The sequence below is a fragment of the Streptomyces sp. NBC_01176 genome, assembly GCF_045039825.1.
Lineage (GTDB): Bacteria > Actinomycetota > Actinomycetes > Streptomycetales > Streptomycetaceae > Streptomyces.
The window spans coordinates 2,090,095-2,113,152 of record NZ_CP108600.1 but is presented as its reverse complement, the minus strand read 5'-3'; the positions used below and the strand labels follow the sequence as shown (position 1 = coordinate 2,113,152).

Annotated in this window: 15 protein-coding genes and 4 tRNA genes; 12 read left to right on the top strand and 7 right to left on the bottom strand. The window is 71.1% G+C overall.

Annotated features, from left to right (window positions below):
- Positions 1–189: 189 nt before the first annotated feature.
- The 4 genes from OG199_RS08885 to OG199_RS08870 all read left to right on the top strand — a co-directional run bounded on the left by OG199_RS08885 (position 190) and on the right by OG199_RS08870 (position 8,026).
- On the top strand, positions 190–5,097 hold the full coding sequence (locus OG199_RS08885; protein ID WP_405828921.1) for an RICIN domain-containing protein: 4,908 nt from the start codon (positions 190–192) through the stop codon (positions 5,095–5,097).
- A complete protein-coding gene (locus tag OG199_RS08880; RefSeq protein WP_405828919.1) occupies positions 5,090–5,479 on the top strand; it encodes a hypothetical protein in 390 nt (129 codons plus the stop codon). Before OG199_RS08885 ends, OG199_RS08880 begins: the two co-directional genes overlap by 8 nt.
- Positions 5,480–5,723: 244 nt before the next feature.
- Positions 5,724–6,746 (top strand): non-homologous end-joining DNA ligase, encoded by a 1,023-nt coding sequence (gene ligD / locus OG199_RS08875; protein ID WP_401805167.1) that lies wholly within the window; start codon positions 5,724–5,726, stop codon positions 6,744–6,746.
- Between the two features lie 233 nt (positions 6,747–6,979).
- Positions 6,980–8,026, top strand: a complete 1,047-nt coding sequence (locus OG199_RS08870; RefSeq protein ID WP_356808954.1) for a LacI family DNA-binding transcriptional regulator — start codon at positions 6,980–6,982, stop codon at positions 8,024–8,026.
- A 225-nt stretch (positions 8,027–8,251) separates the two neighbouring features.
- Here OG199_RS08870 and OG199_RS08865 read toward each other — a convergent pair whose 3' ends face one another.
- Entirely contained in the window at positions 8,252–9,043 is a 792-nt protein-coding gene (locus OG199_RS08865) for a VOC family protein (protein WP_356808953.1), read from the bottom strand.
- Between the two features lie 281 nt (positions 9,044–9,324).
- Between OG199_RS08865 and OG199_RS08860 the strand changes: the two genes are divergently transcribed.
- From OG199_RS08860 to OG199_RS08830, 7 genes are all read left to right on the top strand, one after another.
- On the top strand, positions 9,325–9,573 hold the full coding sequence (locus tag OG199_RS08860; RefSeq protein WP_168531122.1) for a WhiB family transcriptional regulator: 249 nt from the start codon (positions 9,325–9,327) through the stop codon (positions 9,571–9,573).
- Positions 9,574–9,780: 207 nt separating this feature from the next.
- Positions 9,781–9,852, top strand: a tRNA-Ala gene (locus tag OG199_RS08855).
- A gap of 28 nt (positions 9,853–9,880) precedes the next feature.
- Positions 9,881–9,955, top strand: a tRNA-Ala gene (locus OG199_RS08850).
- Between the two features lie 31 nt (positions 9,956–9,986).
- Positions 9,987–10,058 (top strand) — tRNA-Gly (locus OG199_RS08845).
- Between the two features lie 28 nt (positions 10,059–10,086).
- A complete protein-coding gene (locus tag OG199_RS08840; protein WP_405828916.1) occupies positions 10,087–11,433 on the top strand; it encodes an SDR family NAD(P)-dependent oxidoreductase in 1,347 nt (448 codons plus the stop codon).
- Positions 11,434–11,510: 77 nt separating this feature from the next.
- On the top strand, positions 11,511–12,734 hold the full coding sequence (locus tag OG199_RS08835) for a ribonuclease inhibitor (protein ID WP_405828915.1): 1,224 nt from the start codon (positions 11,511–11,513) through the stop codon (positions 12,732–12,734).
- A 167-nt stretch (positions 12,735–12,901) separates the two neighbouring features.
- Entirely contained in the window at positions 12,902–14,182 is a 1,281-nt protein-coding gene (locus OG199_RS08830) for a calcium-binding protein (protein ID WP_405828913.1), read from the top strand.
- Between the two features lie 297 nt (positions 14,183–14,479).
- Here OG199_RS08830 and OG199_RS08825 read toward each other — a convergent pair whose 3' ends face one another.
- Both OG199_RS08825 and OG199_RS08820 read right to left on the bottom strand, forming a co-directional pair.
- A complete protein-coding gene (locus tag OG199_RS08825) occupies positions 14,480–16,294 on the bottom strand; it encodes an AAA family ATPase (protein ID WP_405828911.1) in 1,815 nt (604 codons plus the stop codon).
- Entirely contained in the window at positions 16,291–17,718 is a 1,428-nt protein-coding gene (locus tag OG199_RS08820; protein WP_405834471.1) for a DUF2201 family putative metallopeptidase, read from the bottom strand. The genes OG199_RS08825 and OG199_RS08820 overlap by 4 nt, the downstream gene beginning before the upstream one ends.
- Positions 17,719–17,820: 102 nt before the next feature.
- Between OG199_RS08820 and OG199_RS08815 the strand changes: the two genes are divergently transcribed.
- Positions 17,821–17,897 (top strand) — tRNA-Gly (locus OG199_RS08815).
- A gap of 34 nt (positions 17,898–17,931) precedes the next feature.
- On the opposite strand, the gene OG199_RS08810 is transcribed toward OG199_RS08815, so the two are convergent.
- The 4 genes from OG199_RS08810 to OG199_RS08795 all read right to left on the bottom strand — a co-directional run bounded on the left by OG199_RS08810 (position 17,932) and on the right by OG199_RS08795 (position 23,001).
- Complete coding sequence (locus OG199_RS08810; RefSeq protein WP_356807567.1) at positions 17,932–18,798, bottom strand: hypothetical protein; 867 nt, start codon at positions 18,796–18,798, stop codon at positions 17,932–17,934.
- A 325-nt stretch (positions 18,799–19,123) separates the two neighbouring features.
- On the bottom strand, positions 19,124–20,101 hold the full coding sequence (locus tag OG199_RS08805) for an acyl-ACP desaturase (protein WP_356807569.1): 978 nt from the start codon (positions 20,099–20,101) through the stop codon (positions 19,124–19,126).
- Between the two features lie 305 nt (positions 20,102–20,406).
- Positions 20,407–21,183: a dimethylargininase gene (gene ddaH / locus OG199_RS08800; protein WP_356807571.1), complete on the bottom strand. Its 777-nt coding sequence runs from the start codon at positions 21,181–21,183 to the stop codon at positions 20,407–20,409.
- 192 nt (positions 21,184–21,375) lie between these two features.
- A complete protein-coding gene (locus OG199_RS08795) occupies positions 21,376–23,001 on the bottom strand; it encodes an ABC-F family ATP-binding cassette domain-containing protein (RefSeq protein WP_356807573.1) in 1,626 nt (541 codons plus the stop codon).
- Between the last annotated feature and the right edge of the window lie 57 nt (positions 23,002–23,058).

Below are 23,058 nucleotides of genomic sequence, written 5' to 3'. Positions count from 1 at the left end.
GCGGTGATCACCGGTATGCCTAGGGTGGCGTCCGCTCCCGGAAGGACCTGACCAGTCCGCTTGTCCGGGAGTGCCTGGCGTGTCCACGGGGGAGCGCCCAACACCACGTGAGGCCCATGCGCGGCCCTGACGTGTCCCTCCCGGTAGTGCGCCCACAGCAGCCACCCCCTGAAGAGAGGGATATGCGTGTTGATCAGACCTGTGCGGAAGCAGGGCAGACGCCCAAGACGGCTGGCCGACCTGGCGACTTCGGTCGTCCCGCTCGCCACCCTGGCCCTTCTCGCCACCGTAGCGGTGCACCCGGCCTCGGTTACCGGCCAGGATCCGCGTACCAGCCCGGCCGCAGACTCCTACGACGGATTCGATGCCAAGGCCGCTGAGCAACTGCGCTCCGATCAGTGCCTCATGGCCGACGGACTGCGCAGGGGCGGCCCTAATCAGTACGGCCTTGCCGGCACCGCCCTGTCGCTGCCGCCGGACCAGTTGCACCAGAAGGCTGACCGCACCTACGGCACCGGCGCCTACGCTCAGGCATGGCAGAAGGACAGTGACGACTCCGATGCCTGGGTGAAGAAGACGGAGGACGCCCGTCAGTCGTGGAGCAACGCCGTCAGCGGCCTGGACAACTACCCTGGCGCCGCCGCGAAGGAGAACTTCTTCGACAAGGCGGGGCTGCTTCCCTGGCTCTACCAGTCGTACTTCAGGTCGGTTGACCTACTCTCGCCGTTCTACGACCCATCACCGCAGGCGGACGACAAGACGAAGAAGGCCGCCCTCGCAATTGGTGATCCGCTGTACACCAACAGCGGGACGGTCCAGGATCAGGAGGCCTGGAAGCTCTGGAAGAAGAACTCCGGGAATATCGTTCGGAACGAGATATTCGTTCCGCGGGTGTTCGCTGACGACGCCCGTATCTTCCTCGCTTCCGGGGGCTTTCCCAGCGCTGCGCCAGCACCGGACAGCCCGGAGTTCCGCGTCGCGGTGGAGGATTTGAAGACTCGGTTCGCCTCGTGTGCGTGGCACGATCCGATCGACCCGGACCGGGTGCTCGGCAAGGAAGTGGCACAGGCGTCTGCCGAGTGGCAACAGGAGATCGCCTCGCAGGCCACGCAACGCAACCAGATCCTTGCTGCCAGCGGCAGCGCCGACAAGGCGCTCCAGGACGGCGCGCTCGCCCTGGGCAAAATGCTGGGGCAGTCGTGGATCGCGGACTACTCCACCCGTTGGCTGGACTATTACACCGATGGCGGCTTCAACTGGATCGGCGACGGGCAGTTGGAGATCCAGGTACCGGGCGCTGCCGGCAAGTGCCTCGACGTTGCGGGCGCCGGCAAGACCAACGGCACCCCGGTGCAGGTATACACCTGTGGCGGCGGTGCCGCCCAGGCGTGGCAGTTGTGGGCCTCTTACGACGGCGGCTACACCCTGCGCAACCCGAACTCGGGAAAGTGCCTGGAGGTGTTGAACGGCAGTTCTGCCGACGGCACGAAGATCCAGATCCGCGACTGCGGCAGCGCCAAGGCCCAGCAGTGGAAGTTCGACGTGCGCAGCGCCGGTCCGCTGGTGAACGCCGCGTCCGGCAAGTGTCTACACCTGCCGACGTTCGACAACAGCAAGGATGCGGTGCTGTCGACGTGTAACGGCTCCGCCGCGCAGAAGTTCCGGATCGTTGCCAAGACCCACACCGGCAGCGCACCCGCGAAGGCCGATGTGGACAAGGCCAAGGCGGCCATCACCACTGCCCAGGCCGAGGCGAAGAAACAGCTCGCCGTGCTCAAGACGCAGTTGGGGACAGCACAGAAGGCTGAAACCACGTCGGACACTGCGCTCAAGGCGGCGTACGGCATCGCCGACACCAACGGCGCGCCGCGGGGCCGTGGTCTGCTGGTAGGACTGCAGAAGGACCAGGTCACCAAGGGCGCAGCCGCCGCGCTCCAGGCGCTGGAGAAGGCCGGCGAGACCGCCGAGGCCGCGACCCGTGCCTCGGCCGGGGACAGCGCGACCATCACGCAGCGTGCTCTGGCCCAAGCGGCGCAGACGAAGGCGGAGTTCCGCACGAAGGCTGCCGAGGCGGCGGAGGCGCAGGCCAAGGCGGCCGCGGACGCGGCCAAGGTACACCGCGACAATGCCAAGAAGGACAAGGAGACCGCGGAAGCCAAGCTCGCCGTCGCCGTGAAGGCCGAGGGAGATTCGAAGGCGGCTGCCGCCGACGCGCACGCCAAGCGGCTCGCGGCAGAAGCCGAGGAGAAGACGGCCAAGGCGGAGAAGGAGAATGCCGCGGCCAGTCGGGCCGAGGCCGCCGAGCATCGCAAGAACGCCGAGTCCGAGGCGACCAAGGCCTCCGACGCGAAGGACAAGGCCGAGGCCGCCGAGAAGACCGCCGAGAGCAAGCGCGACGACGCGGTCACGGCGAAGGACCACGCCAAGGCGATGCGCGACGACGCGTGGGACGCCGAGCAGAAGGCCAACGCCACGCGCGCCAAGGCCGATGCCAAGGAAGCCTACGCGGACTCCCTCGAATCCGGGACTGCCGCCGACGCCGCCCGTGCCGCTGCCAACGACGCAGACAAGCACGCCGACGACGCCGAGGCCGCGGCCGGCAGGGCCCGCTCCGAGGCCGACGCCGCCACCCAGGCGGCCGCCGACGCGGACGCCGCGGCCACCCGCGCCGAGGCCGCCGCCAAACGGGCCCGCTCCGACGCCGACGCCGCACAGGCGGCCAAGCTGAAGGCCGACGCCGCGGTGAAGACCGCCACCAGCGCCGTCGCCGACGCCATCAAGGCCTCCCAGGACGCCTCCGCCGAGGCGAAGGCCGCGGTCAAGCTGGCCGACGAGGCCGAGCAGCACGCCAAGGACGCCAAGACCCAGGCCGACGGTGCCAACAAGGAGGCCGGCAACGCGGTCGTGGCCGCGGCGAAGGCGGCCGGGTTTGCACACGTCACCGCCCAGGCGGCCATGGACGCGGGCGAAGCGGCAGAGCAGGTCGCCGACCCGGCCAACGACGCGATTCAGCTCGGCTCGCCCTACGTGGACTCCGACTCCGCGGCAGGACTGGTGGTGCTGACGGGGCAGTCGTCGAAGTCGATCGCGGAACAGCAGCGGGCCGTCTCCGAGGCGCATGCCAGGAACGCCGCCGCTGAGGCCGACGCCGCGAAGAACATCGCCGACCAGGCCAAGGGCGACGCCAAGGAGGCCTACCAGCACGCGGCGAACGCCGCCCAGTACGCCGCCGACGCCCGCACCTATTCCAAGGACGCCCTCGGCTACGCCGCCGACGCCGCCAAGGCAGCGGCGGCAGCCTCGGCGTCCCTGGCCCGCACCATCGACTACGACCAGCAGGCCACCACTGACGCAGCCGCCGCCGACAAGGCCGCAGGCAACGCCGAGGGCTATGCCAAGGACGCCCGCGACAGCGCCGACGCCGCCGAACTCGACGCCTCCGCCGCCCGCTCCGCCGCCTCTCAGGCCGAACAGGACGCCACGGTCGCCCGCGCCGCCGCCAACCGCGCCGACGCAGCCGCCACCGAAGCGGAACAGGCCGCCAAGGACGCCGACAAATACGCCAAGGAAGCCCAGGAAGCCGCCGACCGAACCGAACGGGAGGAAGCGAACAAGGAAGCATCCCAAGGGGCCGGTACGGGCATTCCCGGTGTGTTCGCTGTTCCGGACGAGTCCACCGTCGAGATCGTCAGCAGCAAGCAGATCGGCACCTGTCCGGGAATGCCGGAAGCGGCCTTCCAGGGCTGCAACGCGAAGTACGACCTGGTCGTCACCTACGAGGCCGACTTCTACCTGTGCACCGACGACCAAGCCCAGGCCACGGCTGACGGGTGCCCGAAGGCGGCGTGGGAGTTCCTCCAGCGGGCGACGCTGAAGAACATCAAGATCGACGGCTGGACGCACACGTTCTCCGGCAAGGACATCGTCCGCGCCGGATGGCAGAACATCTTCGGTGATGTGGCCGGCGCCGTCCTGTTCTCCTTCTTCGCCGAAGACCTGATGGACTGCTGGCACGGCAGCAAGACCGCCTGCGCCTGGAGTATCGCCGTATACGTTCCGATCGAGAGCGTGCTCGCCCCGATCGCACGTGCAGTCAAGGCCCTCGATGCAGCTGCCAAGACCGGCATCGGCTTCACCGACGCGTGGAAAGCCCTTCGCGCGCTGCCCCTGACGGAAGAAGCCGTCGCCGGGATCGGTGCCAAGGCCCTCGATGCTCTCGGTAAGGCACGCAAGTGGTGCACCGGCACCAACAGTTTCCCCGGTACGACGCGTGTGCTGATGGCCGACGGCACGACCAAGGAGATCAGGGACATCAGGATCGGTGATGCGGTGCTCGCCACCGATCCTGAAGGCGGCCGCACCGAAACGCACACCGTCTCCCACACCATCTACACGCCGGACGACACCGACTTCGCCGACATCACGATTGACGTCGGGCACGCTCGAATAACCGCCACGCAGCACCACCCCTTCTGGTCACCCAGTGCCCATCGCTGGATAGACGGAGGTGACCTCCGTCCCGGTCAAACGCTGCGTACCAGTAGCGGTGCGACCGTCACCGTGCTGCGAGTCCACCGTTTCCACCGACTGCACTCGGCCTACAACCTCACTGTCGAAAACCTTCACACCTATTACGTGTTGGCTGGAACGACACCGGTTCTGGTGCACAACGCTGATGGGTGTCCGACCGGAACAATGGTGCTCGGAATCGGCGAGCACTCGGATGCACTGGCCAAGGAAATTGAGGGAGGTTATACCTTCAATGGCGATGAATTCGCGGAGGTGGTCGGCAGGGTGAACGGGCGGAAGATCGCCTTGTGGATGACCGAGGTGTCGAACGTGCTGCGCAACAACGGCAAGGTCGCAGTCAGTCTGAAGGGTTTTGATGGGGCGACCCCTGCCGAGCAATATGCGCGTGCCTATAAGGTATTTCTCACAGGTGACTGGGCGGCCACGCAGTGGGAAATGGGTCAGATCGGTCTCCATATACAGCGAGGGAATCTCGAATGGGACAAAATCATATTCTATAGCAAAGAGGGTAAAGTGGTGCCGAAGAGTGAGATGCCCGAACCGAACTGGGATGAACTGAATGGGTGAGGCGACGTCGCATTTCACCGGTTCCGAGATCTTCCGATCGGACAGGTCCTTCAAGGTCTGGCAGTACGCCGTCGGTCATCGCCAACTGCTGCTCCGCAGTAGCCGGGACATGCCGCCGGACACCCGGATCGAGATCTACTTCGCCAACGTCGATCTCATGCTTCTCCGTCCCAGCTACAGCGGCTTGGTCATCCGCCGGGGCGACGGCGAGGAATGCCGGCAGGTCGGCCTCGACTACGGGGTAGAGGTGAAACCCGGGCGTCTGTACGTGCTGGGTGGCGGCCTGAAGAGCTTCGTTGTTGCGGCTCCTCCGCAGTGGCACGAGGACGAAGGCGAGACGGACGATCCATCCTGGTTCGGTCCCCTGCGGGGAACGTTCTGAGAACCGGCCGGGAGGCCCCTTCGTGAAGGGGCCTCCCGGCGCTGTCCGGCCGCTCGCGGTGTCCGACCGGATCACCCCAGGTCAGCGGGGTCAGTTGGCGCATGGCCGCTGGGCTGCGAAAGCCGTTCCGCGACAAGGTTCCCGCAGGCCAGGCTGGCTGCGGGAACTCTTGTGTTCTTCTGCGGCGACACGGAGCCGTTCGCCCGGTGTGCGAGGCGGGTGGGGTGCGCCTACCGTGGCCCGCATGGGCGAAGCGGTGGAACTCGAGGCAGCCGGCAGGACCGTACGTCTGTCCAGCCCGGACAAGATCTTCTTCCCCGAGCGAGGTTTCACGAAGCTGGACCTCGCCCAGTACTACCTCGCCGTCGGCGACGGCATCCTGCGTGCCCTGCGCAACCGCCCCACCACCCTGGAGCGCTACCCGGACGGAGTCGAGGGCGAGAACTTCTTCCAGAAACGGGCGCCCAAGAACATGCCCGACTGGATCCCGACCGCCCACATCACCTTCCCCAGCGGCCGCAGTGCCGACGAGATGTGCCCCACCGAGGTGGCGGCCGTGCTCTGGGCCGCGCAGTACGGCACGCTCACCTTCCACCCGTGGCCGGTGCGCGGCGACGACGTCGACCATCCCGACGAACTCCGCATCGACCTCGACCCGCAGCCCGGTACGGACTACGAGGACGCGGTGCGCGCCGCCCACGAACTGCGCGAGGTCCTCCACGAGTACGGGGACCTGCGCGGCTGGCCCAAGACCTCCGGCGGACGCGGCCTGCATGTCTTCGTGCCGATCGCACCGCGCTGGACCTTCACCCAGGTGCGCCGCGCCGCCATCGCGGCCGGCCGGGAACTGGAGCGCAGGATGCCCGACCGGGTGACCACGGCCTGGTGGAAGGAGGAGCGGGGCGAAAAGATCTTCGTGGACTACAACCAGACGGCCCGGGACCGCACCATCGCCTCCGCCTATTCGGTACGTCCCCGTCCGCACGCCCCCGTCTCCGCGCCGCTGCGCTGGGAGGAGGTGGCGGAGGCCCGCCCCCGGGACTTCGACCTGGCGACCATGCCGAAGCGCTTCGCCGAACTCGGCGACGTCCACGCGGACATGGACGACCACGCCTTCTCCCTCGAAGCGCTGCTGGAACTGGCCGCCCGCGACGAGCACGACCACGGTCTCGGGGATCTGCCGTATCCGCCCGAGTATCCGAAGATGCCGGGCGAGCCGAAGCGGGTGCAGCCGAGCCGGGCCAAGCGCGCGGAGGGCCAGGCGTAGACCGGGGGCCCGCCGGCGGGGGTGACGGCCGGTCGGCCGTTCCCGTCGGGCGGACGGTCGGCGGACGGTGTCGGGTCCGGTGCCAGGAGCCGATCCCTCGGACGGGAGCGTGGGGCCCCGGCGCCGAGAGCCGATCCCCTCGGACGGGAGCATGGGGTCCGGCGCCGGGAGCGCTCTCATCCGTTGCTTCCCGGGGCTATCCTGATCGGCAACCGCCGAGGAGGAGCCCTGAGGTGACCGAGACAGCGTCGCGCCCCACACTGGAGGCCGTGGCCGCCAGGGCGGGGGTCTCCCGGGCCACCGCGTCGCGTGTGGTCAACGGCGGCGACGGAGTGCGCGAACCACTCGTCGAACGGGTCCGGCGGGCCGTCGAGGAACTCGGTTACGTTCCCAACCAGGCGGCCCGCAGCCTGGTCACCCGGCGCCACGACGCGGTCGCCGTCGTCATCGCCGAACCGGAGACCAGGGTCTTCGCGGACCCCTTCTTCGGCCTCCAACTCCGGGGCATCAGCAAGGAGTTGACGGCGCATGACTCGCAGCTCGTCCTGCTGCTCACGGAGGGCCGCGACGACCACGCGCGGGTGGGCCGATATCTCGCGGGCGGACACGTCGACGGCGCGCTCGTCTTCTCGCTGCACCTCGACGACCCGCTGCCCGAGCTGATCCACGGCGCGGGCGTGCCGACCGTGTTCGGCGGACGGCCCGGTTGGGGCGACGGCACCCGCGACGCGGCGGCCCCGGTGTACGTCGACAGCGACAACCGGGGTGGCGCCCGCGCGGCCGTACGCCACCTGGTCGCCCTGGGGCGTACCCGCGTCGCGCACATCACCGGCGCCCTCGACCAGACGTCCGCGGTCGACCGGCTCGACGGTTTCCGGGACGTCATGGCCGACGCCGACCCGCGGCTCGTGGTCGAGGGCGACTTCACGCCCGCGGGCGGCGAGCGGGCGATGCGCGAACTGCTGGAGCGCTGCCCCGACGTCGACGCGGTGTTCGCCGCGAACGACCTGACCGCCTCGGGAGCGCTGCGGGTGCTGCGCGAGCGGGGGCGGCGGGTGCCGGACGACGTCGCGGTGATCGGGTTCGACGACATGCTGCCGGTCGCGGAGCAGACGGATCCACCGCTCACCACGGTCCGTCAGGACATAGAGGAGATGGGGCGGTTGATGGCTCGTCTGCTCCTGCGGGATCTGGACCGGCGTACGGCGAAGGAGAGCACGGAGCGCGGACCGTCCGACGTGATCCTGCCCACGACCTTGGTGCGACGGGCCTCCGCGTAGCCGTCGGAACCGGACGGTGCCGGGGGCAGCGCGTGCGACAACGCCTGGCTGCCGGACCCGCCACGGGGTGGTGTGACGACGGGAGCGGCGGGGCCGGTGACGGGAGCGACGGAGGTCGGTGACGGGTGCCGTGGGCGGTCGGGAGCGACCTGGGCCGGTTACGGGCCGGCCGGGCCCCGGTGGAGGCCGGCCGGCCCGGCTGCTCCCGGCATCACCGCGGCGGGCTCAGCTCGGCCGCGGAGCGCTCTTGATCACCGCGAAGCGTGCCCCGTACGGGTCGGCGAGCTTGGCCATGCGGCCGACACCTTCCAGATCCGTGGCGGGCATACGGACCGTGCCACCCAGCTCCTGTGCCTTGGCGACGGTCGCGTCCGTGTCCGTCACCTCGAAGTACGGCAGCCAGTACGCACCGGACGCGGCCTCGGTCGGGTCGTCGGCCAGGGGGACGACCCCGCCGAACATGTCCGTCTCCTCGGTCCCGGCGGGGTTGATACAGGTGTACGTGCCGCCGGGGAACGGCGCGGCCGAGGTCTCCCAGCCGAACACGGAGTTGTAGAACGCGGCGGCCGCGGCGACGTCCGGGGTGTAGAGCTCGACCCAGCACAGCGAGCCGGGGTCGCCCGCCACGTCGACGCCCTTGGTCCGGGCCGGCTGCCAGAGTCCGAAGGGCACGCCCGCGCGGTCGGCGAGAATCGCCATGTGGCCCTCGCCCATGACATCCATGGGCAGGAAGACCGCACTGCCCCCGGCCTGCTCGGCGGCCTTGGTGGTGGCCTCCGCGTCGGGGGTCTGGAAGTACACCGTCCAGGAGGGCGGGCCCTGTTCGGCGGTGGTCTGCATGCCGCCCGCGACGGTCTTCCCGGCGAGCTGGAAGAAGCCGTAGCCACCGGCGTCGGGCCCCGCCGACTGGAATCGCCAGTCGAAGAGGCCTCCGTAGAAGGAGGTGGCGCCTTCGATGTCGGGTGTGCCGATATCGAGCCAGTTCGGAGCGCCGGAAACAAAGCGGGTGGTGAGCATGAGTGCCCTCCTCTGAAGGGTCCCGTTGTCTGCTCTGCCGAGTCTTGCACCGCCCACTGACAATCGCTGCCGGGACGCGGGCCCGGCGCGGGCCGTGAGGCGAGCGACCGCGCCTGTCACCACGGGTGACCGGGCGTGTTTGTATTGTTTTCACTGCGTCCGCGCGCCGCCGTGCTCCCGCGCGGTCGGGGGGAGCATCATCGGGGCCGCCGGAACGCTCGGAACGTGGCGTTGATCCGGCGTTGATCGAACGTTTTTCGGCGCGAGGCACGCTCTTCGGCATGCACACCGACACCATCATCCCGGCGGACTCCGACTGGCAGGAGCAGGCGCTGTGCGCGCAGACCGGGGCAGAATTCTTCTTTCCCGAGCCGGGCAGCTCGGTGCGTGAGGCAAAGCGCATCTGCGGCATGTGCGAGATGCGCCCGGCCTGCCTCGAATACGCGCTGAACAACGACGAGCGTTTCGGCGTCTGGGGTGGCCTCTCCGAGAAGGAAAGGCTCAGCCTCCGGCGCGCGGACCGGCACTGACGGGCGCCCTCCCCCACGTACGGCTCCGGCGCACCCCCACTCGCACCCCACACACCCCTCACCCGCACCCCTGACCCATACCCCACGCACCCCTCACCCGCGCCGTCCCCGCGACCGCCTCGCGGTCGGCACACCGTGATCCGGTGCGGCGGCCCGGTAATCGACGCGCCGCCGTGGCCGGAGTGCGGTTAGGATCCGCTGGCGCACCCGGGCGTCGAGCAGAGGCAGACTCGCCGCCTTGGCAAGGCGGATACGCCGGTTCGAATCCGGTCGCCCGGGCTGCGTCCGGTCCGGCGGACCGGGGGAACGGGGCCCTGTAGAGCAGAGGCAGACTCGCCGTCTTGGCAAGACGGATACGCCGGTTCGAATCCGGTCGCCCGGGCTGCGTCCGGTCCGCCGGGCCGGGGGAACGGGGCCCTGTAGAGCAGAGGCAGACTCGCCGCCTTGCCAAGGCGGATACGCCGGTTCGAATCCGGCCGGGGTCACGGCGACGTACACGCGGGGCGGGGACACATGGGCGAGGGCGGCGGGATCCCACAGGACGAGCTGGCGGCATTCCACCGTACGGTCGGCAGGCTGCGGGAACTGCCCGTCGACGACCCGGTGCGGCTGCGGGCGGAACAGGTCGCCGCGTCCTTCGCGCGCGACGGGCGGCTGCGCAGACGCAAGGCGCGCGGCGCCGAGGTGTCCGCCGCCGACGCGGCGGTGATGGCCGCGACCGCGACGGGCGCGCTCGACCGGCGGGAGGACGCGCCGCTCACGCACGCCGGATCCGGCGCCACCGCCGGGGGCGTCTTCAACAAGTCCCGTACCTGCTACGTCTGCAAGACGCCCTACCGGCAGGTCGACGCCTTCTACCACCGGCTGTGTCCGGACTGCGCGGCCGACAACACCGCCCGGCGCGCGCTCGCCACCGACCTCGGCGGGCGGCGCGCGCTGCTCACCGGAGGCCGGGTCAAGATCGGTTTCCAGCTGGCCCTGATGATGCTGCGCGACGGCGCCGAACTCCTCGTCACCACCCGCTTCCCGCACGACGCCTTGGGCCGATTCCGCGCCGAACCGGGCAGCGGGAAATGGCTGGACCGGCTGACGGTGCTGGCGGTGGACCTGCGTGATCCGCGCCAAGTGCTCGGCCTGTGCGAGCAGTTGCGGCAGGAGGGCGAGCCGCTCGACATCCTGGTGAACAACGCCGCGCAGACGGTGCGGCGGCCCGTCGAGTCGTACGCCCTGCTGGCCGCCGGGGAGCGCGCCGGACTGCCCGAAGGAGCCCGGCAGGCACCGGGGTTCACGCCGATGCGGGCGCTGGGCAGCGGCCGTGCGGCGCTGCCCGCGGCGCTGCGGGAGGCCGACGAGGCCGGACTGCTGCCCGACCCGTCTCCGGAGAACTCCTGGTCGGCGCGGCTGGGCGACCTCGACCCGGCCGAGGTCCTGGAGACCCAGTTGGTCAACGCGCTCGCCCCGGCGCTGCTCTGCGACCGCCTGCTGCCTCTGCTGCTCGCCTCGCCCCGAGCCCGTCGTTACGTCGTCAACGTGACGGCCGTGGAGGGCCGGTTCGCCGTGCGCAACAAGATGGCGGGCCACCCGCACACCAACATGGCCAAGGCCGCCCTGAACATGCTCACCCGGACCAGTGCGGCCGAACTGGCGGACAAGGGGGTGCACATGTGCGCCGTCGACACCGGCTGGATCACCGACGAGAACCCCGCTCCGAAGAAGGAACGGATGGCGGGCGCGGGGTTCCGCACCCCGCTGGACGTGGTGGACGGGGCGGCCCGGGTGTACGACCCCATCGTGCGGGGCGAGGCGGGCGCGCCGGTGTCCGGGGTGTTCCTCAAGGACTACCGGGAGGCGGCGTGGTGAGCGGGGCCGGTGCGGAAGGAGCGGCTCCGGGACCGCACCCGGAGCCGCACCCCGGGCCACACCCGGAGTCGGAGCCTGTGCCGGAGTTCGCGGGCGTGCCGTCCGTCGTCCCGCGCCCCGCGGCCGAACTGGAGCCGCTGCTCGACTGGTTGCGCGGTGGCCGTCCGGCGGGGGAGCGGCTGGACTTCACGGCGGGTACCGCGCTGCCCGACGGGCGCCTCGACCTGTGCAAGCAGGGGATCGGCGCGCAAGGCGCGGCACTGATCGCCGAGGCGCTCTCCGAGGGCGCCTCCCCCGTGCGGCACCTGCTGCTCGGCACCGACGGGCTCGGCGACGTGGGTGCCGCCGCGGTGGCGGGGGGCGCGGACGTCGAGACGCTGTATCTCGGCTGCAACGGGATCACCGCCGGCGGGGCCTGCCGGATCGCCGACAACCTGCGCGCCTCGCCGCGGGTCGTCACCGGCGTTTGGCTCAAGCGCAATCCGCTCGGCAGCTGGGGAGGGCGGGCGGCCGCCGAACTCGTCGACGCCGCACGGTCGCTGCGCACGCTGGACCTCGTGCAGACCGGGCTCGACGCGGCGGGCGCGGTCGTCCTCGCCGACGCCCTTCTCACCGCGGCGGACAACGGCCGCCGCATCGAGCGACTCTTCGTGGGCGGCAATCCGCTCGGTGCGGCAGGTGCCGTACCGCTGGCCGAACTGATCGACGGCGGCGCGGTCGACGAACTCTACGTATCGGCCGCGCGGTTGGGCGACACGGGTGCGCTGCGTCTGGCCGGCGCGCTCGAGCGGGCGCCGTACGGACGCCTCACCCGGCTTTCCGTCGCCAGCAACGGCATCGGGGCCGGGGCCGCCGCCCGGCTGGTGGCGGCGGCGACCGCGGCCGGGGTGGCCCTGCTCGACCTCGGGCGCGTGCGCGCGGCCGCGGTGCTCGGCGCGGCAGACAACCACGTCGACCTCGCGGCGGCCACCGCCGTCGCGGAGGTGCTGGCGGGCACCGAACACCGTCTCACCCACCTCGTCCTCACCCACACCGGCATGCGCAGCCGTGAGGCTCACCGCCTCCTCGACACGGCGCCGCGTGCCGTCACCGCGACCCGCTTCGTGCTGGGCAGCGGCATCGCCACCAGTGTGAAACGGCGGCTGGCGGCGCTGAGCGCGCACGTACCCGCCCCGGCCGTTCCGGCGGACGTCGCCGCGGTACGCAGCGTCCACCGCACGGCGCCTGCCGGGGGCGAGGAGCACGGCCAGGGCCTGTCCGGCGGATCAGGTGACCAGCAGCCGAGGGATCCCTGTTCCTAGTCGGGCAGCGGCTGGTCGGTGGATCGCGGGCGGTATGACGGTGTGTCTGTACGACTGCACGGGGCGGGTGTGGCTTGATCGTCGGGCGGTCCCGGCAGGGGCCTGAACATCAACCGACGTCCGTGGCACGTGCTGAGTGCCGCGCTCTTTGTCGAGGAGTCCCCATCGTGAGACCGACCCTGCAACATGCCGTGTTCCCTCGACGTGGCGCGGGAGCCGCGGGTGAGCGGTGGCGCCCGGCCAGGCGTGCTGCGGTCCTGTTCGCCACGGTGGCGCTGCCGGCGGCCCTGGTGGTGCCCACGGCCACGCCCGCTGCTGCGGCGGTGCCCGTGACGGTCACCTTCAACGCGGGCGCCGACCAGCCCTTCACCGTCCCGGCCGGCGTCACCCAACTGACCGTCACCGCCACCGGCGCCGCGGGCCAAAGCGAGCGCAGCGGCGGCGTGGGCGGCAACGGCGCCACCGTCACCGGCACCGTCACCGTGCCACCGAGCACCACCACCCTCTTTGTCAACGTCGGCACGGGCGGCGGCGCCGGGGGCGGAGCGGGGAGTATCACGGGCGGTGCCGGCGGCGGTTCCAGCGATGTCCGCACCTGCAGCTCGGCCGGCCCCGGCTGCACCCTGACCGGCGTCCCCGGCACTGACCCCCGCCTCATCGTCGCGGGCGGCGGAGGCGGCGGCGGAAGCGGCTCCCCCGGATTCCTCGTCCCGGAGGCCACCGGCGGAAACGCCGGAAACACCGGGACGGCCGGCGGCAGCAGAACGAGCGGCGGCCAGGGGGGCGGCGGCGGAACCCAGACCGCCGGCGGCGCGGCCGGAGCCGCATGTCCCTTCGGCGGTTCATCCGGCACTCCGGGCACGGGCGGTGCGGGCGGCACCGGCGGAGGCGGCTTCGGGGCGGGCGGAGGCGGGGGCGGCTGGTTCGGCGGAGGCGGCGGCGGAGGCTGCGACCTCGTCTCGAATCTCCCCACTCCCACCGCCGGTCCCGGCGGCGGCGGTGGCGCGTCGAACCGCGTCCCCACGGGTGGTACCTCCGCACCCGCCGCGGGGCCGGCCCAGGTGACCATCACCTACGAACCGGTGCCCCCCACCTGCGCGACCGCCACGCCCACCATCACCGGCACCAACGGCAACAACGTCCTGATCGGCACTCCCGGCGATGACGTGATCTTCGCTCTCGGCGGCAACGACGTGGTCGACGGCCGTGGTGGCAACGACATCATCTGCGGCGGCGACGGCAACGACTCCCTCACCGGCGGCGACGGCAACGACCGCATCGAGGGCGGCAACGGCAACGACACCCTGAACGGCGGCAACGGCAACGACGCCCTCTTCGGTGGTCCCGGCAACGACGCGCTCTTCGGCGGCCCCGGCACCAACACCAACGACGGCGGCCCCGGCACCAACGCCTGCTTCAACCCCTCCACCGGACCCGGCTGCTTCTGACCCACCCCGCACGCCTCCCACCTGATCGACCTACATCAGAAACGGGCCCCGGCACATCCCTGGTCGCAGCGGCGACCCTCGCACGGGGCCCGTTTCAATGCTCTGTCCATCCGAGGCGCGTAAGCCTGCTCGCACGCGGAGCCGAGTCCAGAGGCAGGCGTACAGCAGTGAAGGACCGCAACCCAGCAGCGGCCCCCGAACGGGGCGCACGCGGGGATTCGGCCGCGAAGTCGTGCCAGGCGTGCCGAACCGCGATGCGCCGGACACGCCCTGGTGTTCTGCCGGGACGGCTCGGTGTCACCGCCGCATGGCCGTGAATATCTCGGTCCAGAAACGCTGTTGCTGCGCCGACGCACCCACCAGATACGTCGCCCGCAGCTTCGGCGGCAGCAGGGGGACCAGCCGTGCCACCAGCGTCCGGTGCTTCTTCAGCTGGGACAGCTCCGCGTTGGCGAGGATCTGGTGGACGACGTCGCTGTCGTCGGTGCCCTCGTCGGAGTGCCGGGCCGCGCGCCGCAGCCGGGCCTCCCAGGCGTCCGCCTCGCGGGCGAGCTCGCGCAGCCCCGTCACCGGGCGTCCGCGCAGCCGGTCGACGAGCGCCGTCAGGGACACGGGGGCGTACTCGCCGTCGCCGAGGTAGACCGTCGCCATCTCCAGCTCGAGCCCGTGCCGGTGCAGCTTGATGAGCCGCTCCAGGGTGCGCTTGGTGATCCAGGCACGGCCCTCGTCGTCGATGTCGTTCTTCCACCACTCCAGGACGGTCTCGGCGTCCGGGCCGTACCGTGCGAGCAGCCACTCGTTGGCCGGGATGTCCTCCGGTTCGACCGTCAGGGAGGCCGTGAACCGGCTGGCCTGCGCGATGTTGTTCCGCGCGACCAGGAGTTTGCGGCCCAGGTGGTACGGAGGATTCTGGACGGCGATCTGCGCGCGCAGGTTCTCGATCCGGCGCCCCGCCAGCGACCACTCCTGGGTGATCTCCATCAGCTTGGCGAACGCGGCCTTGTCCTTGGGCCGGTTGTACTCGTCCCAGACGATCGCCTTCGGCTCGGGACCCGTGAAGTTCGCCGCGAGCAGGTTGTCCAGGGTGCCGTCCGCCGACGGGATCGGGGCGCACAGGTCCTCGACGTTGGTCACCGGCAGCGAGAAGTACAGCGGCTCCCGGCCGAGTCCCTCGCGCACCGTCTCCCGTACGAGCTCCGTCTTTCCGCAGCCGGGCGGTCCCTGGAGCAGTACGGTCCAGCGATTGCGCAGTGCCGCCCTGACGACCTGGCGGACCGGGTCCGGGATCGTCGACGGATTGGACACACCGAGCTCCTCGGCGATCCGGTTCAGGAGCTCCGCGGTGCGGTTTCGCCCGGGTTTGCCGTCGGGGCGGGGCTCGACGAGGCGCAGCCGCTCTCCGCCCACCAGGGGCAGGGCCCAGCGCAGCGGGAATCCCTCCCGGGCGTTGGCCAGGATGTGGTCGAGGGTGCGCGGCGAGAGCAACTCGCGCAGCGCGGGGGAGAGGGAGGCCCACAGCGAGAAGACCGGTGTCAGGTCCCATTCCCGGTACGTGGCGGACAGGTGGCGGCGCCACGAGGTGTCGTTGGCCGTGACGCGCAGGGTGACCATGCGGTCGAGGAGCGCGAGGTCGCCGCGCCGCGCCGACGTCTCGGCCAGTGACTCGTTGTCGGTCAGGAAGACGCCGATGCAGCCCAGGGCGCGCAGGTCGTGCTCGCCGAGGGTCCAGTCGCAGGCGATCTGCATCAGCTGGGACTGGACCGTGTCGCCGGCCTGCAGCGAGTCGTCGATGAGCAGGACGAAGGGTGTGCCCGGCTTGAGCTGGCTCATCACGAGCTGGCGCAGTACGAGTTCACCGCTGTGGGCGTCCCGTACCGGCGCGTTGACCAGCAGGTCGTCCGGGGTGAGGTTGGCCGCGGGCACGTACACCAGCGTGGCGTCGGGGTGGGCGCGCGCCACGTGCGAGAAGAACGTGGCCGTCTTGCCGATGCCGTGCTCGCCGAAGATCTGGCCCGTCTGCCCCATGGCGATCAGGGCGTCGATGAACGCCTCCAGACGGGAGGGCACGGGTGTGCCGCGGTCGGTGCGGCCGGGGTCGGTTGCGGTGGTCATCGGTCCTGGTCCGGTGCTGAAGGGAGTCGGTGCGACCCGGTGGTCACGCGGTGGCAGTCCATGGGCGGGCTGTGGGTCTCGGGCCAGTCGTTGCCGCCCTCGGTGATCAGCCAGATCCACTTGTCGGGCTCGGCGGGGGTGATCGGCGGGGCACAGCCGTCGGTGAGCACCACCACGGCGTCCGGACTCACCTCGCAGCGGCGGCCGTTCACCTCCGTGCGCCCCTCGACGTAGTCGGCGACGGCCCCGAAGTCCGTGCCCCCTCCGCCGAGGACGCGGCCGCCCGGCTCGAAGGGCATCACCTCGGCGTCGAAGGACAGCCAGTGCGCCTCGACCCCGTCGATCCGTCCGACGAGGCCGGTGAGCCAGTCGATCACCCGGTTCGGCATGGAGCCCGAGGTGTCGTACGCGATGACGAGCACCTTGTCCCGTACCGGGCCGCGCCGCGAGAGCATCGGTTCCTGGCCGAGCGCAGCGAGCAGCGCGCCCCGCTTCTTGGGGTACACGAGCCGCTCGCCGTCACGGAGTCGTGAACCGAGCACGTCGACCAGCCAGCGCTGCCACCAGTCGACCGTCCGTGTCCTGACGGTCTCGCCGCGCAGGGCTCCGGCACCGAGCCGCCCCCAGATCCTCGCCGTCCGTGCCGAGGCGTCCTCCGTACGGCCCATCAGGTCGAGCAGCTCCCGCTCGGCGCCGGTGTGCCCACGGCGGGCCGCGAGCAGGGCGTTGAGCAGCGCGGAGGAGGAGACCTCGTCGACGGTCTCCTGGTCGGCGGGCACCTCGGTCGTCAGATGGACGCACACCCGCCGGGCGGCCACCGGGGGGTGGCGCATCCGCTTCAGCTCGCCGTACACCGTCATGTCCGTCTCGGTGAACTCGTCGTAGCCGACCGGTTCCAGTGCCTGGGTCAGCAGGTCCTGCCGGTACGCCGCGTGGATCAGGCGCGGATCGACGCCCGTGGGGTGTCCGTCGAGCAGGGGCAGGGATTCCCGGCGCAGCCGTACCAGCGCCACGTGGTTGATCGACACTTCGGTGGCCATCTCGAAGACCGGGTCCGCGCGCAGCTGCGGGTCGGCGAACAGGTGCCGCTGCAACAGATGCCGCGCCTCGTGGAACAGCACGAACTTCACGCCGTCCAGGCCGAGTCGTACGAAGAAGTCCGGGTTGTAGAGCAGCAGGCAGGTGCCGTCGCCGGAGGCCACCACGGCCGCCGTGTCCACCGCGGTCGTGGCCAGTTGGTGGTGGCACTTCGCGTACAGCCAGGACGCCACCGCCGACTCGGTCAGACCGAAGTCCAGCAGCGCGGCCTCCTTGAGCCGCCGCGCCTGCTCGACCACGTCCGATCCGGCCGGTCGGTACCGCCCGAGCGCCCTGCGGTCCGCCAGATCGACGACGGGCCGCCGCCCCCGCTCCCCGTACGCCATGTCCCCGCCCCCGTGTCCGACGCCGTGCCCGTTCTCCCCCGTCACCTCCTTGGTATCAGGCCCCACCGACATCGGGCCAAGGCATTACGCTCGATGCCAAGGGCGGGGTCGTAGCGCAGAGGCAGACGCGGCCGGTCTCCCAAACCGGGGCACGCTGGTTCGAATCCAGCCGCCCCGCCCCCTCGCGCCGCTCACCTCGCCCCGCCGAGCGGGTCAGGCGACGGCCCCGGCGGTCACGAGCAGCTCGGGGACCGTGCCGTAGTACGTACCGACCAACTGGGCGAGTACGGCCCAGGCGTCCTCGCGGTCCCCCAAGTGGTCCCGCACCAGCGGCCGCAGTGCGTCCTCGGCCTCCCGGACGCGGGCCGGGAACATCGTCCGGCCCAGCGACAGCACCCGCAGTACCCGGTCCGCGGGGCTCCACGTCGTCGCGTACCGCGCGGGACCGTCGAGGGCACCCGACTGCCGGACCCGGTGGGTGAACTTCGCGTGCGAGCCGAACCGTTCGCGCAGCGCGGGCGGACAGTCGGGGCGCACGGCCAGCGCCCAGCGCGCGTAACCGGGCAGCGCCCGCTCCTGGTCGGCCGCCGCGACCGCCTCCCAGCCGGGGCGTCCCACCACCATGGAGGCGGCCTTCCGCGCCGGGCCCATGGACCGGGAGGCCCGCAGCGCGCCGACGAGCCCGAACCGGCTGAAGGGCTCGGGCACCGGCGGTTCCGGCTCCCGGAGCAGTGACTTGGCGACCGGTACGGCGTGTCTGCGGCCGGGGCCGTGGGGTATTCCGCGCACGATCGCGCGCCGCATCGCGTCGTCCGCCGACGGATGCCGCCACACCAGGGCGTTGAGTTCCGGATCGTCCTCCTCCAGAACCCACAGCAGCACGGAGGGCGGCACGGACGTGCGGGTCCACCAGGAGTACACCGAGCGCCGGGCGTCCAAGGCCTCCTCGGACTCTGCCGAGTCGCCGTCGGGCAGGGGCGGCCGCAGGCCGATCCGGCGCCGCACCCGCTCGGCCTGATCGGCGTCGAGCAGACCCAGCAGGAACCCGGCCGCCCGTTCCGACGTGGTGTTGTCATGCATGGCCGCATGATGCCGCAGCCGGGTGCGGGCCCGCACCGGAAAATCGGTCGGTGCACCGCTCGGTGCACCGGAGCGCGGTCCACCGGGCGGCAGCCGGCAGGCGCGGCCCCCCGCGTGGACCGCGCTCCCCGGCACTACGCGGGGAGCCCGCTGATCCTCGCCCGTCACCGTCGGGCGGCTGAGAGCACCGCGCCGCCACCCGGTGGCCGACGCGCGGGACGCGGCGCCGGCCAGGTGACGGCGTAGAAGGCCAGGTGACGGCGTATAAGTGGGGTGTCGGCGCCCGGGGCCGCCGGGCTCCGGTGGTGCGACGGGCGGCGGAGTGTCAGCCGGCGGCGCGCGCGGCCATCCGCGCCTTGCGTGCCGCGAGCTTCTCGTCGAACTTCGAGGCCTCCGCGTCCAGGCCGCCCATGAAGAAGCCGAGCTCCTCCTGGGCCCGCAGGCCCTCGGGTCCGAGGCCGTCCATCTCCAGGACCTTCAGGTGGCGCAGCACCGGCTGCAGCACGTCGTCGTGGTGGATGCGCATGTTGTAGACCTCGCCGATGGCCATCTGCGCGGCGGCGCGCTCGAAGCCGGGCATGCCGTGTCCGGGCATCCGGAAGTTGACGACGACGTCGCGCACGGACTGCATGGTCAGGTCGGGGGCCAGCTCGAACGCGGCCTTGAGCAGGTTCCGGTAGAAGACCATGTGGAGGTTCTCGTCGGTCGCGATGCGCGCCAGCATGCGGTCGCAGACCGGGTCGCCCGACTGGTGACCGGTGTTGCGGTGCGAGACGCGGGTCGCGAGCTCCTGGAAGGCGACGTACGCGACCGTGTGCAGCATCGAGTGGCGGTTGTCCGACTCGAAGCCCTCGTTCATGTGCGCCATACGGAACGCCTCGAGCTTGTCGGGGTCGACGGCGCGCGAGGCGAGCAGGTAGTCGCGCATCACGATGCCGTGCCGGCCCTCCTCGGCGGTCCAGCGGTGCACCCAGGTGCCCCAGGCGCCGTCCCGGCCGAAGAGCGCGGCGATCTCGTGGTGGTAGCTCGGCAGGTTGTCCTCGGTGAGGAGGTTGACGACCAGCGCGATCCGGCCGATCTCCGTGACCTTCGACTGCTCCTTGCCCCAGGCCTCGCCGTCCTCGAACAGGCCGGGGAAGTTGCGCGCGTCGCTCCACGGCACGTACTCGTGGGGCATCCAGTCCTTGGCCACCTTGAGGTGACGGTTGAGCTCGGTTTCGACCACTTCCTCCAGCGCGTACAGCAGCCGAGCGTCGGTCCAGGCGGCGGACGGGCTGCCGAGGTGGGGAGAAGTAATCGTCACGGGTGCTCCAGGGGGACGTGAAAGTACTGAGTTACTGAGCGAGTTACTGAGCGTGTTGCTGGACGAGCTGCTGAAACGAAGGACTGAACGTACGACTGAACATACGACTGAGCGGGGACGAAACCTACGGCATCGTAGGCTACGTATCCGTAGGTTACGAAACCGTAGGTTAAGTTCGCTGTAAAGAGTGCCTGATCAGCGGGGTCCCCCAGGCGGTGCCGCGTCCCTCGGGGCTCGCTCCGGAGCCCATCGACTCACCCCTGTTTCACGGGTCCCGGAGCCGAACGGGTGGGTCGTTCACTCGTTCAGGTGTACAACTCCCGGATTCGTACCGAGAGACAGGTCACGCAGCCCTCGAGCTTCTCGAACTCGCCGATGTCCACGACGACCGGCTCGTGGCCGAGGCCCGCGAGCAGCTCCGCGGTCTTCGGGGCGCTCGCCGCCATCAGCAGCTTCTCGCCGCCGAGCAGCACGACATGGGCCCCGGACTCCTCCGGCACCGGCAGGAAGCGCGGGAACAGGGACGGCGTGTCCACCAGCGGCTCATGGCCGATCACCGTCCCGTCGGGCAGCGCCGTGACCGCCGACTTCAGGTGCAGCACCTTGCTCACGGGTACGGCGACGACCTGCGCCCCGAGCGGTTCGAGGGCCGCGCGCAGTTGCTGGACCCCGGCCGCGTTGGTGCGTCCGCCGAGTCCTACGTACACCGTGTCGCCGACCTTGAGGACGTCGCCGCCGTCCAGGGTGCCGGGCTCCCAGATCCAGTTCACCGAGCAGCCGAGCCGGGCCACGGCCTCCTCCACCCCGGCGGTCTCGCCGCGCCGGGACTCGGCGCCGGGGCGGGCGATCAGCGCGACGTTGCGGAAGACGACGACGGCGTCCTCCACGAACACCGAGTCGGGGCAGTCGTCGGCGGGATCCACCTCGACGGTGTCCCAGCCGTGCGTGCGCAGGGCCTGCGCGTACGCCTCCCACTGCTCCACCGCCAGGTCGACGTCCACCTTCTCGCGCTCGATGTGCGTCACGAGCCCCTCGGCGAGACGGGGGCTGGGCCTGCGGATGAGTGCTTTCTGGCTGGGCACGTACGGTCTCCGAATCGGCAGGGTGCGTCGGCGCACATCATGCAGCGCCGTTCGCGCGCGCAACAGCCCCCGCCGGACGCGACGCGGTCCCGGCCCGGTGACAGGAGGCCGCCGGCCGGCCCGGTGAGACCGGGACCGACGCCGGGCGGCCCCGGCGTCCCGACCGACGTTAGCCAGCCCCGTGGGTCCCCGCTATGCGGGATACCCGACAGCTTCCGGCGTGGTTTCTTTCAGTTCTCCTCCTTCCAGCACCAGCCAGCGTGTGATTCCGATCGACTCCAGGAACGGCACGTCGTGGCCGGCGACGATCAGCGCGCCCTCGTACGAGTCCAGGGCCGTGGTGAGCTGCCGGACGCTCGCCATGTCGAGGTTGTTCGTCGGCTCGTCGAGCATCAGGAGCTGCGGCGCGGGATCGGCCAGCATCAGCGCCGCCAGCGCCGCCCGGAAGCGTTCGCCGCCGGAGAGGGTCGCCGCCGGCTGATCGGCCCGCGCCCCCTTGAAGAGGAAGCGGGCGAGCCGCGCCCGGATCCGGTTGTTGGTGGCGTCCGGCGCGAAACGGGCCACGTTCTCGGCGACCGTCAGCTCGTCGTCGAGGACGTCGAGCCGCTGCGGCAGGAAACGGGTCGGCACATGGGTCCGGGCCTCGCCGGACACCGCGGCCAGCTCGCCGGCGATCGTCCGCAGCAGCGTGGTCTTGCCCGCGCCGTTGCGCCCGATCAGCGCGATCCGCTCGGGGCCGCGCAGATCGAACAGGCCCTTCACCCGCGCGCCGTACCTCAGCTCCAGGTTCTCCAGCGTGAGGACGGTGCGGCCCGGCGGCACGGCCGTGTACGGCAGGTCGACGCGGATCTCGTCGTCGTCCCGGACCGCCTCCACCGCGTCGTCGAGCCGTTCCTTCGCCTCGGCGAGCCGCTCCTCGTGCATGATGCGGTGCTTGCCCGCGGACTCCTGGGCGGCCCTCTTGCGCGCCCCCATGACGATCTTCGGCTCGCGCTTCTGGTCGTTCATCTTCTGGCCGTACCGCTTGCGGCGGGCCAGCTTGACCTGCGCGTCGACCAATTCGCGCTTCTGCTTGCGCAGATCGGCCTCGGCGACGCGCACCATGCGTTCCGCGGCCTCCTGCTCGTCGGCGAGCGCCTCCTCGTACGCGGAGAAGTTGCCCCCGAACCAGGTGACCTCGCCGGAGCGCAGATCGGCGATCTGGTCGACCAGGTCCAGCAGCTCACGGTCGTGGCTGACCACGACCATGACCCCGGACCAGGCCTCGACGGCCGCGTACAGCCGGCGCCGCGCGTAGAGGTCGAGGTTGTTGGTGGGTTCGTCCAGCAGCAGTACGTCGGGCCGGCGCAGCAGGAGCGCGGCCAGCCGGAGCAGCACCGACTCGCCGCCCGACACCTCGCCGATGGTGCGGTCCAGCTCGACGTGGCCGAGACCGAGTTCGCCGAGCGTCGCGAGCGCGCGCTCCTCGACGTCCCAGTCGTCGCCGACGGCCTCGAAGTGTTCCGCGGCCGCGTCGCCCGCCTCGATGGCGTGCAGCGCGGTGCGGGTGGCGGCGATACCGAGCACCTCGTCGACCCTGAGGCCGGTGTCGAGCGTGACGTTCTGCGGGAGGTACCCGACCTCGCCGGCGACGCGCACCGTGCCGTCGGCCGGGGCGAGTTCTCCCGCGATCAGCTTCAACAGGGTCGTCTTTCCCGATCCGTTGACGCCGACGAGTCCGGTCCTGCCGGGGCCGAAGGCGATCCGGAGATCGTCGAAGACGGTGGAACCGTCCGGCCAGGCGAAGGAGAGGGAGGTACAGGTGATGGATACAGACATGGGGCCTCGCGGTCGCTTGAGGGGGTCAAGGGCAACGCGTGTGAGACACCGCGGGGC

Excerpts from the sequence above, each read along its gene's own strand:
- OG199_RS08880 (WP_405828919.1), top strand. The coding sequence starts at position 5,090 with ATGGGTGAGGCGACGTCGCATTTCACCGGTTCCGAGATCTTCCGATCG.
- ligD (WP_401805167.1), top strand. The coding sequence starts at position 5,724 with ATGGGCGAAGCGGTGGAACTCGAGGCAGCCGGCAGGACCGTACGTCTG.
- OG199_RS08865 (WP_356808953.1), bottom strand. The coding sequence starts at position 9,043 with ATGCTCACCACCCGCTTTGTTTCCGGCGCTCCGAACTGGCTCGATATC.
- OG199_RS08860 (WP_168531122.1), top strand. The coding sequence starts at position 9,325 with ATGCACACCGACACCATCATCCCGGCGGACTCCGACTGGCAGGAGCAG.
- OG199_RS08840 (WP_405828916.1), top strand. The coding sequence starts at position 10,087 with ATGGGCGAGGGCGGCGGGATCCCACAGGACGAGCTGGCGGCATTCCAC.
- OG199_RS08825 (WP_405828911.1), bottom strand. The coding sequence starts at position 16,294 with ATGACCACCGCAACCGACCCCGGCCGCACCGACCGCGGCACACCCGTG.
- OG199_RS08820 (WP_405834471.1), bottom strand. The coding sequence starts at position 17,718 with ATGGCGTACGGGGAGCGGGGGCGGCGGCCCGTCGTCGATCTGGCGGAC.
- OG199_RS08810 (WP_356807567.1), bottom strand. The coding sequence starts at position 18,798 with ATGCATGACAACACCACGTCGGAACGGGCGGCCGGGTTCCTGCTGGGT.
- OG199_RS08795 (WP_356807573.1), bottom strand. The coding sequence starts at position 23,001 with ATGTCTGTATCCATCACCTGTACCTCCCTCTCCTTCGCCTGGCCGGAC.